Origin of the sequence: Actinoplanes couchii (assembly GCF_016862075.1) — a bacterium.
Taxonomy (GTDB): domain Bacteria; phylum Actinomycetota; class Actinomycetes; order Mycobacteriales; family Micromonosporaceae; genus Actinoplanes; species Actinoplanes couchii.
In genome coordinates this window covers 1-16,377 of record NZ_BOMG01000044.1, presented here as the reverse complement: position 1 = coordinate 16,377, position 16,377 = coordinate 1, and the positions used below count along the sequence as shown (strand labels likewise).

The window sequence follows — 16,377 nt, the reverse complement described above, 5'->3', positions numbered from 1 at the left end:
TAGATCACCCGGCTGAGAGCACGCTGACGAGGCCCGCGGTGGCATCATCGACGGATGGCGCTCACCGATCCGCTGGACCTGCTCGACTTCGACGGCCTCCTCAGCGACGAGGAGCGGCAGATCCGCGAGACGGTGGCCAGGTTCGTCACCGAGCACGTGCGGCCGCACGTGGCGGACTGGTTCGAGGAGGGCACGTTCCCCCGCGAGCTGGCCCCTGAGCTGGGCAGGCTCGGCGTGCTCGGGATGCACCTGGAGGGTTACGGGTGTGCCGGGACCAGCGCGGTCGCCTACGGGCTGGCCTGTCTGGAGCTGGAATCGGGCGACTCCGGGCTGCGCAGTTTCGTCTCCGTGCAGGGTTCCCTGGCGATGTTCTCGATCTGGAGGTACGGGTCGGAGGAGCAGAAACTCGAGTGGCTGCCCCGGATGGCCGCCGGTGAGGCGATCGGGTGTTTCGGCCTGACCGAGCCCGATTTCGGCAGCGATCCGGCGAACATGCGCACCCGGGCGGTCCGCGACGGCGGCGACTGGATCCTCAACGGCGGCAAGATGTGGATCACCAACGGTTCGATCGCCGACGTCGCCACCGTGTGGGCGCAGACCGAGGACGGCATCCGCGGTTTCCTGGTGCCCCGCGACACCCCCGGGTTCACCAGCCGCACCATCAAACGCAAACTGTCCCTGCGGGCCTCGATCACCGGCGAGCTGTCCTTCGACGACGTGCGCCTGCCGGCATCGGCGCAGCTCCCGCACGCGAAGGGGCTGGGCGCCCCGCTGAGCTGCCTGTCGGAGGCCCGGTTCGGCATCGTCTTCGGCTCCACCGGGGCGGCCCTGGACAGTCTGCGGACGGCGATCGGTTACGCGAACGCCCGCATCCAGTTCGGCAAGCCGATCGCCGCCTTCCAGCTGACCCAGGAGAAACTGGCCGACATGGCGGTCGACCTGAACACGGCGGCCCTGCTGGCCCTGCACCTGGGCCGTCTGAAGGACGCCGGCACCCTGCAACCCCACCAGATCAGCGTCGGCAAACTCAACAACGTCCGCCGCGCCCTGGCGATCGCCCGCGAATGCCGCACCATCCTCGGCGGCAGCGGCATCACCCTCGACTACTCCCCACTGCGGCACGCCAACAACCTGGAGTCCGTCCTCACCTACGAGGGCACGTCGGAGATCCACACGTTGGTGATCGGCCAGACGTTGACCGGACACGCGGCCTACCGCTGAACCCCCTTTGCGGTACGCCACACGGCCCCCACAACCGCACCAGCCGGCCCTGTCGGTCCCCCGCGAGGCCCGCGCCACTCCCGGCCGACCCGCGACCGCCGGGCCGGATTCGGTGGTCACCGCCGGACCGGCCGTCCGAGGAAAAGACAGGGCGGCGCGCGGAACGCCGCACGCCGCCCTGAACGGAATCGGTCAGTTTTCCTGGGGGACCGGGACGGGGGAGACCCGCCAGATGCGGGCGGCGTAGTCGGCCACCGTGCGGTCGGAGCTGAAGAAACCGCTGTGTGCGGTGTTCAGGATCGACATCCGGGTCCAGCGGTCGTGGTCGCGCCACGCCTCCTCGACCCGGCCCTGGCAGTCGACGTAGGCGCGGTAATCGGCCAGGGCCAGGTACTCGTCCCAGCCGAGCAGGGCGCTCGCCACCCGGTGGCCCACCTCGCCGAAGGCGCCGGAACCCAGCGCGTCGATCGCGGCGCGCAACTCCTCGTCGTGGTCGTAGAAGGCCCGCGGCTGGTAGCCGTTGATCCGGGCCTGCGCGGCCTCGTAGGCGTCCAGGCCGAACAGGAAGAAGTTGTCGTCGCCGACCCGGGCGTGGATCTCGATGTTGGCGCCGTCCAGGGTGCCGATGGTGACGGCGCCGTTGAGGGCCAGTTTCATGTTGCCGGTGCCGGACGCCTCCTTGCCGGCCAGGGAGATCTGCTCGGACAGGTCGGCCGCCGGAATGATCTTCTCGGCCAGGGTGACGTTGTAGTTCGAGGGGAAGACCACCTTGAGGTACGGCGACACCACCGGATCCGCCGCGATCGTCGCTGCGACCGTCGCGATCAGACGGATCAGGTCCTTCGCCGCGTGGTAGGCGGGGGCCGCCTTGCCGGCGAACAGCACCGTGCGCGGCACCCAGTCGCCCGCCGGGTTCGCCCGGATCCGCTGGTAGAGGGTGACCACGTGGAGCAGTTTGAGCTGCTGCCGCTTGTACTCGTGGAACCTCTTGATCATCACGTCGGTGAGCGAGTCGGGGTCGCCGGCGGCCAGGTCGACCTTGTTGGCCCGCTTGATCGACCGCCAGCGCTCACGGAACGACGCGTCGTCGGCCAGCGACTCCAGCCCGGCCAGTTTCTCCAGGTCACGTACCCAGCCGTCGCCGCCGAGACCCTCGGTGATCAGGTCGGAAAGCCGCGGGTTCGCGATCCGGATGAAACGGCGCGGGGAGATGCCGTTGGTGACGTTCTGGAACTTGGCCGGCCACAACTCGGCGAAGTCGTCGAGGACCGTCTCGCGCAGCAGTTTCGAGTGCAGTTCGGCGACCCCGTTGACGGCCTCGGTGCCGACCACCGCGAGATGGGCCATCCGGACCCGGCGCTCCGGCTCCTCCTGGATGATCGACATGCGCCGCACCCGCTCCTGGTCACCCGGGAACCGGGCGCCGACCGTACGCAGGAAGTGCATGTTGATCAGGTAGATGATCTCCAGGTGCCGGGGCAGCAGCTTCTCGATCAACCGGACCGGCCAGGTCTCCAGGGCCTCCGGCAGCAGCGTGTGGCAGGTGTAGGCGAACGTCTTGCGGGTGATCTCCCAGGCCCGGTCCCACTCCAGTTCGTACTCGTCGACCAGGAGCCGCATCAGCTCCGGGATGGCGATCGTCGGGTGGGTGTCGTTGAGCTGGATGACCGTCTTCTCGGCGAACTCGTCCCAGTTCTCGTTGCGCAGCCGGAACCGGCGGACGATGTCCCGCAGCGAGCAGGAGACCAGGAAGTACTGCTGCTTGAGCCGTAGCTCCCGGCCCAGTTCGGTGCTGTCGTCGGGGTAGAGGACCTTGCTGATGTTCTCCGCCCGGACCGCCTCCTGGACGGCCTCGGCATACTGCCCGGCGGAGAACCGGCTCAGGTCGAACGACGCCTCGCTGGCCTTGGCGCTCCACAGCCGGACGATGTTGACGGTGTCGGTGCCGTACCCGGGGACCAGCATGTGGCTGGGCTCGCCGAGCACGATCTCGCCCGGCACCCAGACCTTGCGGGTGGTCGATCCGGGGACCGGTTCGGTGTGCCCGTAGAAGCCGACGGTCTGCCTGTCGTCGGGTGCCGGGAACTCCCACGGGTTGCCGTGGAACGCCCAGTCGTCGGGCAGCTCGGTCTGCCCGTTCTCGGTGATTACCTGCCGGAAGATGCCCAGGTCGTAGCGGATGCCGTAGCCGACGGCCGGGATGTCCCGGGTCGCCAGCGAGTCGACCAGGCAGGCGGCGAGCCGGCCCAGGCCGCCGTTGCCCAGGCCGGGCTCCACGTCGAGGTCCTCGACGTCCTCCAGACTGAAGCCGAGTGCCTTGACCGCCGAGGCGGCCAGCTCGCCGGTGCCGGAGTAGAGCAGGTTCTGTTCGAGCTGTGCGCCGAGCAGGTATTCCGCGGAGAGGTAGTAGACCCAGCGGGGGTTGCTGGCGTAGTGCGCGGCGGCGGTGCGCGCCCGCCGCTCGGCGAGACGGTCCCGGACGGTCAGGGAGAGTGTCTCGTACGCGTCCCGGGCGCTCGCCGACTCGACCGTCGTGCCGCGCCGGTAGTAGAGGTTGCTCAACAGGTCCTGCTGGAACTCATCGGCGGTCTTGCCCAGTTTGCGTAGACCGATGCCCTGTCGAAGATCCATGCCGCCATTGTGCCCCGCTTCCCCCGGTGGTGAGAGAATTACCGAATGCTCGGATCGTTGCTGCCGCCGTCGGTGACCACCGCCGAGGCCTGGGCCGACGATCCGGCCGAGACCGTCTTTCCCGGCGAGGAGGATCTGATCGCCCGGGCCGGCGACGGGCGCCGCCGGGAGTTCCTGACCAGCCGCCGGTGTGCCCGGGAGGCGCTCGCCGCACTCGGGGTGCCGGCCGTGCCGATCCGGCCGGGCCCGCGCCGCGAGCCGCTGTGGCCGGCCGGGGTGGCCGGCAGCATCACCCACTGCACCGGCTACCGGGCCGCCGCCGTGGGCCGCGTCACCGACGTCGCCGGGATCGGCATCGACGCCGAGCCGCACGCCCCGCTGCCGCCCCGGGTGCTCGGCGCGGTCACCGCCCCCGGCGACGTCGAGCACCTCGAGGCGCTGACCGCCGCCGACCCGGGCACCCACTGGGACCGGCTGCTGTTCAGCGCCAAGGAGTCGGTCTACAAGGTGTGGTACCCGCTGACCGGCCGCTGGCTGGGCTTCGGCGACGCGGCGCTGGAGATCGACCCGGTGGAGCGGACCTTCACCGCGCGCATCCTGGTGCCGGCGCCGTTCCCCACCCTGACCGGCCGGTGGCTTGTCGACCGCGACCTGGTGGTGACCGCGATCGCCCGTCAGGAGTAGTGCCCCACCCGCGGCCAGATCACCGTCCACGGCACGCTCGGCCGGCACACCCAGACCCGCGCGCCGACCTCCTCGTTCGCCACCCCCGGCGTGTTGTGCAGGCTGCGCTCGGCGGTGCAGCGCCCGAACTCGGCGACCGGCGTGTCCTGCAGCACCGCGATCACCACCCGGGCCGACTCCGGCGGCGGGCCGAACCGGTGCAGCTCGTTGTGTCCGCTGTAGACGTCCGGCAGGCCGAGCGACGGGCCGAACCGGGCCAGCGCCCCGGCCTCGCCGTAGTTGCCGGTGAACAGGACCGCCCGGCGTTTGTCGGCCGGGGACAGGTCGGCGTAGACGAGACCGACCTGCCACACGTACTGCAGCCACCCGACCTGGTCGCCGATGGTGCTGTTCAGCTCGGCCGGCAGCGACCCGGCCAGCTCGTCCTCCGGGATCACCGGCAGCGACGTGACCACCCCGGCGGCGACGGACAGCACCACCCCGGCCGCCACCAGCGCCTGCCGGGCCCGGCGTCCGGTGATCCACCGTTCGACCGGCACCGCGCCCAGCGCGAAGATCCCGACCAGCAGGGGCACCGGATAGTACGGCTGACCGGCGCTGACCAGGACCAGCGCGAGCATCAGCGGGTAGGCCACGGCGATCGCCCGGATCCGCCGCCACCGCGGGTCGCGGACCAGAGTCACCAGCCCGGCGATCCACACCGGGGGCAGGATCACCAGCGCGAACTGCAACGGCAGCAGCATCAGCCGGGAGTCGGCGCCCTTCTCCCGCGCGATCGCCGCCGCCATCTCCAGTTGCGGGAACCCGTTGAGCACCTGGTAGACCAGGTTGGGCAGGCCGATCAGCACGGCCAGGCCGGCGCCCACCCACAGGTGCCGGGACCGGAACACCTCCCGGGGGCCGGCCACCAGCAGCGCCACCGCGAGACAGATCAGCAGTAGCACGACCAGATGTTTGTTCCACAGGCCCAACCCGGCCACCACCCCGGCGCCCAGCCAGGCCCGCGGGCGCTCCCACAGCAGCGCCCGGATCACCAGGAGCAGCACCAGCAGCCAGATCAGCAGATCGGTGCCGGCGGTGGAGGTGACGTGCGCGGCGGTCAGCGGGAAGGTGCTGAAGATCCCGGCCGCCGCGATCGACTGGGCGACCCGGCCGCCGCCGGCCTCCCGGGCGATCAGCGCGGCCACCACGACGGTCAGGCCGAGCAACACCGCCGGGACCACCCGGATCGCCCAGAGCGAGTCGCCGAACATCTCGATCCCGAACCGGACCAGCATCGGCGTGAACGGCGGCTGGTCGGCGTAACCCCAGGCCGGGTGCTCGCTCAGCATCCGGAAGTACAGCTCGTCGCGGTGGTAGCCGTAGTCGCCGGACAGGTACAGGAGCAGGATGACGGCGGAGGCGGCGGTCAGGCCGACCGGCCACGCGGCGAACGGTCGCCGGGCGGATTGAATACGCTGCGTTGCCGTGATGTCACTGAGGGCATCGACCACGTGGCCCACCGTACGGGTAACACCCCGCCGGTTGCCAATGTCATTTCGACCAGTCCGCTCCCAGCAGGCAGGTGCCGCAGCCCCGGCAGGCGCCGTCACCGTCCACAGTGCCGTCGGTACGCAGCGCGTACGGGCACGGCTCGCCGGTCGGTGTCGCGTACCGCCGCTCCGGATCGATCTCGCGGGGTTGTCCGTTCATGTCTCCATTGCCGCACCGGGCCGGCGGCCCGGTCCCGTGCCGAAAGTCCCGGGTCACACAGTGGATCGACGGTGTCATCATGAGACGGCGAAACGTGTCGATGCGCACGGAGGTCCGGTGGCCCTGGAGAACGCTGACGAGAGAGCCCGCGAGGGTGTCCGGGACTGGATCCGCAATTCGGGCCGCCGGACCAGGGAACGGCTGCGTGCCGCCGGTCCGTACGCCATCCTCGCCTTCCTGACCGCCTCCGTGGTCGCCCCGGTGGCCGGCGCCGGACTGGGCGCCCCGGACGCCTTCGCCGCCGCTCTCGACCAGGTCGGCGGGCTGGGCACCAACTATCTCGCCGACACCCTGGCCGGGACGGCCCGCCGGCTGCGCGAGGAGGAACCGGAGTCCGGCGGCTGGTCCGAGGCCCAGTGGCGGGACGCCATCGCCGCCGACCTGCTGCCCCGGCTGGCCGCCGCCGACGAGCAGGGCCGGGCCCTGCACGAGGAGGTCTCCCGGGTGCTGCGCGAGGTCGGCGCGGTGACGGTGGCGATCGCCGAGGCCGCGGTCACCGACGACGAGCTGCGGCGGGTGTTCGAGGGCGCGTTCCAGGAGCTCGGCTTCGGTGTCGCCGAACTCGGCTGGATGGTCACCGACGTCCGGCAGAGCGTGGACGGGCTGCGGCAGGACTTCGCCCGGCAGACCTTCGAGTTGACCCGGCGGCTCGACGAGGTACGCCGTCACCTCGTCGAGGTCACCCGGGAACAGCTGCCGCCCGGCGACGACCCGCCCGCCGTGGTGCCCGGCGGGGCCGTTCCGCCGTACCCCGGCCTGGTCAGTTTCCAGCCGGAGGACGCGTCCCGGTTCCGCGGCCGGGAGCAGCAGATCGCCCAGCTGCTCAGCCGGATCGCCGAACAGGCGCTCGGCGGGCCGCCCCTGGTGGTCACCGGGGTCTCCGGCGCCGGCAAGTCGTCGCTGCTGCGGGCCGGTCTGCTGCCGGCCATCGCGGGGGGCGCACTCGGCGAGGAGGCCACCGGGTGGTCGTGGGTCGTCACCACCCCTGGCGTACGCCCCCTCACCGACCTGTTGTCCCGGCTGCGCGGTTCCGCGCCGCCCGGACCCCCACCGTCCCGGAACGCCGGCCTCGGTGAGCTCGCCGCCAAGGCCACCGCCGCCGGTCATCGGCCGATCATCGTGGTCGACCAGTTCGAGGAGCTGTTCACCCAGTGCGCCGACCAGGCCGAACGCCTCGCCTACGTGACCGCGCTGACCAGCGCCGCCCCGGCGATCGTGGTGATCGCCGTGCGTTCCGACTTCTACCCGTCCTGCGTCGCCCTGCCCCCGCTGGCCAAGGTTCTCGCCGCCGGTCACGTCGTGCTCGGCCCGCTGGACGCCGCCGCGATCCGCCGGGCCGTCGTCGAACCCGCCGAACACGTCGGCCTCACCGTCGAACCCGGGCTGCCCGGCCTGCTCCTGCGGGACCTGGGGGTGGACGACCGGGGCGGGTACGAGCCGGGCGCGCTGCCGCTGCTCGCCCACGCCCTGCGCGCCACCTGGGACCGGCGTGAGGGGATCCGGCTCACCGTCAAGGCGTACCAGGACACCGGCGGCATCCGGCACGCCGTCGCGGAGACCGCCGAGAACATCTACCTCGACCAGACCCCGGAGGACCGCGCCCGGCTGCGGGACGCCCTGCTCGCCCTGGTCACCGTCACCGCCGACGGCACCGCCGTGCGCCGCCGCGGGGTCCGGGCCGCCAGCGACTCCCGGGTGCTCCGCCGGCTGGTCAAGGCCCGGCTGGTCACCGTCGGCGCGGACACCGTGGAGATCAGCCACGAGGCGCTGCTGACCAGCTGGCCCCGGCTGGCCGGCTGGGTCGCCGAGGCCCGTGAGGACCTGCTGCTGCGCGAATCGGTCACCGAGGCGGCCCGGGACTGGGACCGCTCCGGCCGCGACCCCGACCTGCTGCCCCGCGGCGCCCGCCTGATCGCCGCCCGGGAACGGATCCCGGCCGGGGACGGGGTGCCGCCGGTGGTGGGGGAGTACCTCGCCGCCGGGGGCGCGGCCGCCCTCCGGGAGCAGCTCGCCCGGGAACGCGGCACCCGTCGCCTGCGCCGGCTGGCTGCCGGGCTCGGTGTCGCGCTGCTGCTCACCGCGGGCGCCGGGCTGGTCGCGCTGGACCGGCAGCGGACCGCCGAGGCGGTCGGCCGGGACGCCCGGTCCCGGCAGTACGCGGCCGAGGCCCTCACCCTGCTCGACCAGGACGAACCGGCCGCGGTACGCCGGGCCCTCGACGCCTGGAGCGAGGAACCGACCGCGGAGGCCGAGGGGGCGCTGCTCTCCACCCAGCAGGTCCGGTTCGCCGGGCGGCTGGGCACCGTCGACGGCGGGTACTCGGCCGCGGTCAGCCCGGACGGCACCCGGATCGCGATCGGGGACAAGACCGGGCTGGTCCGGCTCTGGGACGCGGCCACCCTGACCGAGGTGGGCCCGCCACTGGCCTACACCGACACGGACGCGGACGAGGTCTGGGTCTCGTCGGTGGCGTTCTCCCCCGACGGCCGCTACCTGGCCACCGGGGCGATCGTGGCGGACGGTGTCAAGATCTGGGAGGTGGCCACCGGCGCGCTGGTCCGTACCCTGCCGGCGTTCGGAGCGGTCACCTGGCTGCCCGGCACCGGCACGGTCGTGGCCACCGATGTCCAGCTGTCCGGAAAGCAGGCGGTGCTCGGGTTCTGGGAGGCGTCCACCGGCCGGTCGCTCCGCACCCTGCCGGTCGGCGAGGACAGTGGAAAAGCGGTGGCCGTCAGCCCGGACGGCGCCCACCTCGCCGAGGTCGGGCTGCACGCCGCCGAGGTCTGGCGGCTGCGCGACGGCCGGCGGCTGGCGTCGATGGCGATGGCCAGCCCGGCGCATCTCGCGTTCGCGCCGGACGGCTCCCTGGTCACCGGGGATCCGGTAGCCGGGAACAGGTCCCAGCTCCGGCAGTGGGATCCGGCGACCGGCCGGAAACTGCGCGACATCACCCCGGCGGACGGCCTCACCGCCCCCAACGCGTACTTCGCGATCACCGGTGACGGCATGGTCATCGGCAGCCGCGGGGAGGGCCGGGTCAACCTGTGGCCGCTCAGCGGGAACATCCCCGGTGACCTGCGGATCGGGACCATGACGTACGCCGCGGCGGCGGCCTCGGCGAGCGGCCAGTTCGTGGTGGTCACCGGCCCGGACGAGCCGACCGTCGTGTTCCGGCGGGTGGTGAACGCCTTCAACACCGAGGGCGAGGTCTACGACGTGCACTTCTCGCCGGACGGACGCCGGATCGCGGCCGGGGGCTTCGACGGCACCGTCCGGATCTGGGACGCCGCCACCCGCACCCGGATCACGTCGTTCCGCCCGGCCGGATCGGTGATCGGCCTGGCCTGGACGTCGGGCGGCTTGATCGGGGTCGTCACCCGGGCCGAGACCCTGGAACTGTGGGACGAACGCGGCGAGCGGCAGGTGTCGGTGAAACTGCCGTCCTGCCCGAAGGACATGACCGTCTCCCCGCGCGGCGACCTGATGTACGTGTCGACCTCCAGCTGCGTCGACGGCGCCTTGCTCACCACCCCGGCCGAGATCCACGTGTACGACGTCGGCGGCCGCCGGATGCGCAACAAGATCGATCTCGACGGTGACAGCAGCTACGCGATCGCCCTCACCCCGGACGGCGGCACCCTGTACGCGGCCCTCACCACGTCGAGCCTCGAGTCGGGGGCCGCCGGGGTATCGGCCGAGCTGCGGTCCTGGCGCGCCGGCGACCTCGCCGAGATCGGCGAACCCCGGCCGCTGGGCGGCTACCAGGTGCTGGACCTGGCCATCGCCCCGGACGGAAGGTCGATGGCGGTGACCGGGACCAGCCGCTCCGTCGACGTGCGCAGCGCGGACGGCGCCACCTCGCTGTGGCACAGCCCGGAACAGGGCGACCAGATCGACCGGGTCAGCTGGTCCCCGGACGGCCGGACCCTGGCGATCGGCGACCGGCAGGGCCCGGTCCGGCTGTGGGACATGACCACCCGCCGGAACCCGGTGGCGCTGCACGGCCACGTGTCGACCCCGGCCGCACTGGAATTCGCCCCCGACGGCCGGACACTGGTCAGCGGCGGCCTGGACTCCCAGGTCTACGTCTGGCAGCTGGACCCGTCGGCGGCGGCCCACTCCCTGTGCGGCATCGCGGCTTCCCTGACCCGCAACGACGGCCAGCCACTGGCCCCCGCCTGTTCGTGATCTGTTCCCGGCGTGTTCTCAAGGCCCGATCCGAATGATAGGTTAGCCTTGCCTAACTTGAGGTCGGGGTGACGACCCCACGTGAGCAGGCCCGGTGCGCCGGCACTTCCTCGGTCTCGGCGTACCGGGCTGTCCCTGTTCCGACCCGCCACGCGTCGAACCGGACCACCCCACCCGGCGTACCCTCCAGCAAGGACCTGTCGAGAGACAGTTGTCGATCAAGCTGGGTGGGCGACGTGGGTGAGTTGGCCGGACTGCTGGAGCGCATCGACGTCTCCGCGACGTCGCCGGACGGTGCGATCCGGGCCACCGTCTCCGGCCGGCTCCGGCTCACGCTGGACATCCGGAGCCGGGACTACACCTCCTGCTCCGAGACCGACCTCGCGCACCGGATCGAGCGGCTCGCCACCACCCTCTGGATTCGTTACCACCGTGAGTACGCCGAGGTCGAGGAAGCATTCCTGGGCCCGCCGGGGGCCGATCCGACGCCGGAGGACCGGCGGTTCGGGCAGGAGGCGGCGGATCTGACCGTCACGGCCACCTCGCCCGGCGGTTGGGTCACCGTGACCAGTCGCGCGCTCGCCACCTGGACCGTCCGGCTCGAACCGGGAATCCAGAGGGAACTCTCCGTCGACCGGTTCGCCGCCGAGGCGATCGCGGCGGCCACCGGCGCGATCGGCGCCTACCGGGCCGGCCGGATGCGTCTGCTCGACCGGTACTACGACCTGTCCAACGGGCTGCCGCCCTGGCGGCGCGCCGACTCTCCTCGGGAGCCCTGGTGAACTCACGCCTCTTGTTCTGGCTGGTGCTCGTCGTCACGGGGGTGGGACTCACCGGGCTTCTCGTCGTTCGGACGTACCTGGAGAGGCCCGAGGCTCCACCGATCATCGTGACAACCCCCACGCCGACCGTGTCGAGCCTTCCGGACGACTGCCTGCCCGAGGTCACCGAAGTCGGCTTCACCGTCGAGGAGCGCGATGTCCGGTACGGCATTCACACGCGCAACGACTGCCCGTACGCCCTCGTCAACGCCACGGTGAAAGTCGAGGTCCTGGACGGGAAGGGCCGTCCGGTCGCCGGCCGGGACCAGTATCTGCCCGATCTGACCGTCCTGCTGCCCGGCCAGCAGGCGGAAGCGGGAGGCTACTTCTACCTGGACAAGGAGGGGCCGGTTGGCCGGGTCGAAGCGTCCTTCACCTCGGGAACGCCGGCACCGGCCGAGGTCTTCGCCGGGTGGCCACGTGAGGTGCGCGTCGAAGATCTGACCGTCAGCGCGCCCGACGACCGCGGCCGCTCCGAAGTGACCGGCCTGATGGTCACCGAACCGGCCGGCGCCACCCCGTGTTCACCCGCAGCGAGTCTGATCCTGCGGAACAGGGCTGGGAAGATCATCTATGGCCGACAGGTCTTCATCAAGGCTGACCGGGTGAACATCGATCTCGTCGTCCCCGAGACCGCTGATCCGGCCCGGACCACGGTGTTCGTCTCGCAGGGACAGGACGCGGTCTCCTTCAACCCGATACCGATCGCGGCGTGTGCCGCCTGACCGGCCGAACGAGACGGGGACATCATGGCTGACTACTTCACCAGCGACATCAACGCGCTCCACATCATCGGGCGGATGGATCTGCCACTGATGGGGTTGACCTACGCCCGGTTGAACAACGCGGTGGCCGACACCGCGACGGGTGAGCAAGCGGCGTTCCAAGAGGCGCCCGGCGGCCCGCCGGCCCGGATCGCCGGCCTCTGGCGGATCGTCCGGGACGACCTGCAGAACATCCTCGGGCAGAGCACGGAGAACCTGCACGCTGCCGCCGCGACGATGGTGCACATCGCCGAGACCTACGAGCAGACCGACACCGACAGTGGCAAAGCCATCCTCGCCACGGACTGGGGCCCCGGTGGCAGCCCGAGCGGGACCATCGACGGTGAGAGGATTCCGGACGAGGCGCAGCCTCCGGTCCGGATCGCCGGGTAGGCCGGTTATGGCCACTGGATACGTCTATCGCAGCCTCGCTGACCTGCAAGGTCTCGGTCAGCGCGTGATCGACAAAGCCGTCGAGGTCGTGGCATGGCAGGACGAGTCGTACAGCATGGCCCAACAGGGGTCGATCAACGACTACAACAGGTACGGCCCGCCTGGCGTCCCTACGCAGAACCCGCACTACCAGCCGCCGGCCAGTGGCGAACCCTCGGACGTGGCGAACGTTCAGGAGTACGTCCGGCAGGCCCTCGCCGATGTACCAGAGCTTTTCACCGCGTTCGCCGTGCCCGACCCGGACATCGCGGCGGGAATGATGAACGGTCCGCTGTACCGCACTGCCGGAACTCTGGTGCCCAACCTCCGGATCGCTCGCCGTGCGGACGGGGGTCTGTCGACCGAGGTGCTCGCCGGTGACAGCGAGGTGGAGCCGGTCGGCCAGTTGGCAGTGAACATCGGCCTGCACATGGAGCACTGGGAGGGCGACGCGGCGATCGAGTTCTCCGGGTACTGCTCCAAGCTCGGCACCGCCGCCGTCATGCAGCAGTCAGCGGCGCTGAACCTCGCCGAGATCATGGAGGCGCACCTGGAGATCCGCCGACGGCAGCTCACCGACGCCTGGCGGATCGGCGAGGACACCATCAAGGTGATGGACTCACTGAGTGCTTGGTGCCGGAGCCGCAAGAAGAGCACCCAGACGGTGCTGACGGTGGTCGGCGCCATCGCCGCCGTGGTCGTCATCTCGGTGGCGCCCGAGGCTCTGCCCGCCGGCGCGGCGCTCGGCGCCGAGGTCATCCAGGGCCTGGGGGCGGTCCTGGGCACTGTGCCGGACAGCAAGGAGGAGACCTTGTCGATCGCCGGTGCCACGGTTCAAGACGTGATCCAGTCGATGTCCGTTGCCCTGTACACCTTGCAGGCACGTGTCGACGCGCAGGAGGAGCTGCTGGTCGGTGCTCTGAGCAAGCTGGCCACGGCGATGAACGAACGGCGAGGCTCGTTGCTCGTCGAACCGCTGGGGAAGTATATCGGCCTGGCCGACGCGGATCTTCCCGAACTCCGGGAGCAGTTCTACAACCGCTGATCCGGGTCAGATCTGGCGGTTGCGGCCGGCCAGGGCTCCGGCGATCATTTGCGGGATCGTCAGGGCGACCATGAAACCCAGGGGCAGGCGCCAGCCGCCGGACCAGTCGTGCAGGGCTCCGACCAGGATCGGGCTGGGGATGGCGATCAGGTAGCCGACGCTCTGGGCGAACGCCGACAGCTTCACCACCGTCGCAGGTGTGCGGCCGCGTAGTGCGATCATCGTCAGGACCAGGGGGAACGCGGCGTTCGCCACGCCCAGCAGGGTCGCCCACAGCCACGGGGCGGCTGCCGGGGCCGCCCACAGGCCGGACCAGCCGGCGAGGCCGAAGACGCCCAGGGTCAGGGCGATGCCGCTCTGGGAACGGAGCCGGCCGGCGTACGCCGACAGCAGGAACGACAACGGCACACCCAGCAGGGACGTGGTGGCGAACAGGATGCCGGCGGTCGAGGCGGACAGGCCGGCGTCGCGGTAGATCTCCGGCAGCCACCCGATGATCACGTAGGCCGAGGTGGACTGCATGCCGAAGTAGACGGCCAGCGCCCAGGCCACCGGATGCCTGCTCACCCGTACCGGCGCGGGATCTGTGGGAGAGGGGCCGGCGGCGGGCCGGTGGTCGCGGGCCAGCAGCAACCACGGCGGGAGGGCGAGGACCGCCGCGAGGGACCAGCAGACCAGGCCCAGCCGCCAGTCGTCGCCGAAGGCGCCGGTGATCGGGACGGTCGCGGCGGCCGCGGTGGTGGCGCCGATGTTGAGCGCCACCGAGTAGAGGCCGGTGACGGTGCCGACCCGATCCGGGAAACGGTCCTTGACGATCGACGGCAGCAGCACGTTGACCAGGGCGATGCCGGCCATCGCGACGGCGCTGAAGAGCAGGAACAGAAAAGCGTTGCCGCCGTACGGCCGGACCAGCAGCCCGACCGTGAGCAGCAGCAGACCGCCGAGGATCACCCGGGCGGCCCCGAACCGGGCGGCGAGCCGCGGCGCGAAGAGACCGATGACGGCGAAACACACCACCGGCACCGACGTGAGCAGCCCGGCGACGGTGGCGCTCATCCCGAGCCCGTCGCGGATCTCGGTCAGCACCGGGCCGATGCTGGTGACCGCGAGCCTCAGGTTGACGGCCGCCAGCAGCAGCGCCGTCAGGGCGAACAAGCCGCCGGTACGTGTCTTCTCCCCGATCACCACGAACTCCATCGTATTGGGTGATCGGGGTTACACTCCTTACAGGCTGGTCACGCGGCTTCCTGCTCGCGCTCGACCTGCTCGTTCCACTCCCGCTTGCTGGACTGCCAGCCGTCCTCGTTGAGGCCGAGCCGCCAGTAACCGGAGATCGACAGCTGGTCCATCGTCAGGCCGCGCTCGCGCCGCAGGTGACCGCGCAGATCACGGACGAAACCGGCCTCGCCGTGCACGAACGCCTGCACCCGGCCGGCCGGGAACTCCTGCTCCCGCACCGCGGCGACCAGCCGCTCGCCGACCGGACGCGACCCGCGGTGCAGCCAGACGATCTCGGCGTCGCTCGTCGTCTCGATCTTCTGCTCCTCGTCCGGCCCGGACACCTCGATGAACGCGCGGGCCGGCACCCCCTCGGGCAGGCGCTCCAGCGAGGCGGCGATCGCCGGGATGGCGCTCTCGTCGCCGGCGAGCAGGTGCCAGTCGAACTCGGCGGTCGGCAGGTAGGCGCCGCCCGGGCCGAGGAACAGGAACCGGTCACCGGGGCGGGCCCGGCCGGCCCACGGACCGGCGACACCCTGGTCGCCGTGGACGACGAAGTCCACCCACATCTCGCCGATCTCCGGCAGCCATTTGCGGATCGTGTACGTCCGGACGACGGGCCACGACTCGGGCGGCATCGTCGCGCGGATCTCGCCCTGATCGAAGGGAGTCGGATAGTCGACCCCGTCCTTCGGGAAGAAGATCTTGATGTAGTGGTCCGAGAACTGTCCGGCCTCGATCCCGGTCAGAGCCTCTCCACCGACGACCACACGAACCATGTGCGGGGTGAGCTGCTCCACCCGGGTGACCACACCTTCACGGGCCGGTCGCGCGGGTCTGTTAGCCATGACTGCACCTCACTGCCGGGGAAAATCACTTTACGGCAGGTAAGGCTACCCTTATTCCCGGCGATCTACCGCCCCGCCTCGGGAATCCGGGAAGTCTGGCATTCACCATAACCGGCGCCGACCGGAGATGATCATTGAACGACAAAAAATGAGGCGGAACCCGAACCGGGTTCCGCCTCATCTCGTCAGGTGCGTGTCAGCGCCAGTTGTTGCGCGGCCGGCCCCGCATGAAGGCCGCCACGATCAGGCCGACCAGGACCAGGACGGCGCCGCCGCCGATCCAGACCAGGTTGCTGCTGATCAGGTTGAACGAGCTGTTCTGGGTGGCCGGCGGCTCGGCCAGGTTCTCCGAGCCCGAGGTGCTCTCCGGGTCGTCGGGTGCGCCGTCGTCGGCCAGGGCCGGTCCGTCGGTGTCGGTCGCCTCCGGCTCCGGGTCGTCGATCTCCGCCGCCGTGGTGTTCTTCTTGGTGTTCTTCGGCGCCGACTCGGTGGTCGTCTCCGACTCCGTCTCGGTGGACTTCGTCGAGGGCGCCTTGGGCGAGGCGGACGGGCTGGCCTTCTTGGTGTTCTCCGCCTCGGCCTGTTCGTCGTCGGCCTTGGCGGTGGTCCGGGAGGCCTTCGGGGTGGCGGTGAAGGTGGTCACGTCGGTCTTCGGCGTGAGGGTCACCACCGGCGCGGACGGGGTCACTTCACCGGTGTTGGGGTTGTTGCCCCCGTTGTTCCCACCGTTGTTGTTGCCACCGCCGTTGTTGCCGTTGTTGTTCCCGCCGTTG

At 71.0% G+C, this 16,377-nt stretch carries 12 protein-coding genes and 1 pseudogene; 7 read left to right on the top strand and 6 right to left on the bottom strand.

Translation table 11 applies throughout. The annotated features are described in order from the left end of the window. Nucleotides 1-54: 54 nt before the first annotated feature. Nucleotides 55-1,221, top strand: a complete 1,167-nt coding sequence (locus tag Aco03nite_RS16560; protein ID WP_203796203.1) for an acyl-CoA dehydrogenase family protein — start codon at nt 55-57, stop codon at nt 1,219-1,221. Between the two features lie 192 nt (nt 1,222-1,413). Here the strand turns inward: Aco03nite_RS16560 and Aco03nite_RS16555 are convergent, their stop codons facing one another. Next, nucleotides 1,414-3,852 carry a glycogen/starch/alpha-glucan phosphorylase gene (locus Aco03nite_RS16555; RefSeq protein WP_203796201.1) on the bottom strand — a complete coding sequence of 813 codons (2,439 nt, stop codon included), beginning with the start codon at nt 3,850-3,852 and terminating at the stop codon, nt 1,414-1,416. Between the two features lie 45 nt (nt 3,853-3,897). Here Aco03nite_RS16555 and Aco03nite_RS16550 point away from each other — a divergent pair, with 45 nt between their 5' ends. Beyond that, the gene (locus Aco03nite_RS16550; protein ID WP_203796199.1) at nt 3,898-4,536 is read left to right on the top strand and encodes a 4'-phosphopantetheinyl transferase family protein; all 639 of its coding nucleotides are present in this window, start codon (nt 3,898-3,900) and stop codon (nt 4,534-4,536) included. Here the strand turns inward: Aco03nite_RS16550 and Aco03nite_RS16545 are convergent. After that, nucleotides 4,527-6,029 carry an ArnT family glycosyltransferase gene (locus tag Aco03nite_RS16545; protein ID WP_203796197.1) on the bottom strand — a complete coding sequence of 501 codons (1,503 nt, stop codon included), beginning with the start codon at nt 6,027-6,029 and terminating at the stop codon, nt 4,527-4,529. The genes Aco03nite_RS16550 and Aco03nite_RS16545 overlap by 10 nt on opposite strands. Before the next feature lie 40 nt (nt 6,030-6,069). Then, nucleotides 6,070-6,228, bottom strand: a complete 159-nt coding sequence (locus Aco03nite_RS16540) for a hypothetical protein (RefSeq protein ID WP_203796195.1) — start codon at nt 6,226-6,228, stop codon at nt 6,070-6,072. A 117-nt stretch (nt 6,229-6,345) separates the two neighbouring features. Between Aco03nite_RS16540 and Aco03nite_RS16535 the strand changes: the two genes are divergently transcribed. The 5 genes from Aco03nite_RS16535 (at nt 6,346) to Aco03nite_RS16515 (ending at nt 13,538) form a co-directional block, all read left to right on the top strand. After that, nucleotides 6,346-10,476: an nSTAND1 domain-containing NTPase gene (locus Aco03nite_RS16535; protein ID WP_203796193.1), complete on the top strand. Its 4,131-nt coding sequence runs from the start codon at nt 6,346-6,348 to the stop codon at nt 10,474-10,476. A gap of 236 nt (nt 10,477-10,712) precedes the next feature. After that, nucleotides 10,713-11,258: a hypothetical protein gene (locus tag Aco03nite_RS16530; protein WP_203796191.1), complete on the top strand. Its 546-nt coding sequence runs from the start codon at nt 10,713-10,715 to the stop codon at nt 11,256-11,258. Further along, entirely contained in the window at nt 11,255-12,022 is a 768-nt protein-coding gene (locus tag Aco03nite_RS16525) for a hypothetical protein (RefSeq protein WP_203796189.1), read from the top strand. The genes Aco03nite_RS16530 and Aco03nite_RS16525 overlap by 4 nt, the downstream gene beginning before the upstream one ends. Nucleotides 12,023-12,046: 24 nt before the next feature. After that, a complete protein-coding gene (locus Aco03nite_RS16520) occupies nt 12,047-12,454 on the top strand; it encodes a hypothetical protein (protein WP_203796187.1) in 408 nt (135 codons plus the stop codon). Between the two features lie 64 nt (nt 12,455-12,518). Beyond that, nucleotides 12,519-13,538 carry a hypothetical protein gene (locus Aco03nite_RS16515; protein WP_203796185.1) on the top strand — a complete coding sequence of 340 codons (1,020 nt, stop codon included), beginning with the start codon at nt 12,519-12,521 and terminating at the stop codon, nt 13,536-13,538. Between the two features lie 6 nt (nt 13,539-13,544). Here Aco03nite_RS16515 and Aco03nite_RS16510 read toward each other — a convergent pair whose 3' ends face one another. The 3 genes and pseudogenes from Aco03nite_RS16510 to Aco03nite_RS16500 form a co-directional block, all read right to left on the bottom strand. After that, nucleotides 13,545-14,726, bottom strand: coding sequence for a CynX/NimT family MFS transporter (locus Aco03nite_RS16510; protein WP_239145211.1), 1,182 nt, complete (start codon nt 14,724-14,726; stop codon nt 13,545-13,547). A 47-nt stretch (nt 14,727-14,773) separates the two neighbouring features. Beyond that, nucleotides 14,774-15,604, bottom strand: coding sequence for a siderophore-interacting protein (locus tag Aco03nite_RS16505; protein ID WP_203796181.1), 831 nt, complete (start codon nt 15,602-15,604; stop codon nt 14,774-14,776). A 196-nt stretch (nt 15,605-15,800) separates the two neighbouring features. After that, a pseudogene (locus tag Aco03nite_RS16500) lies at nt 15,801-16,377 on the bottom strand (hypothetical protein); the annotation flags it as partial.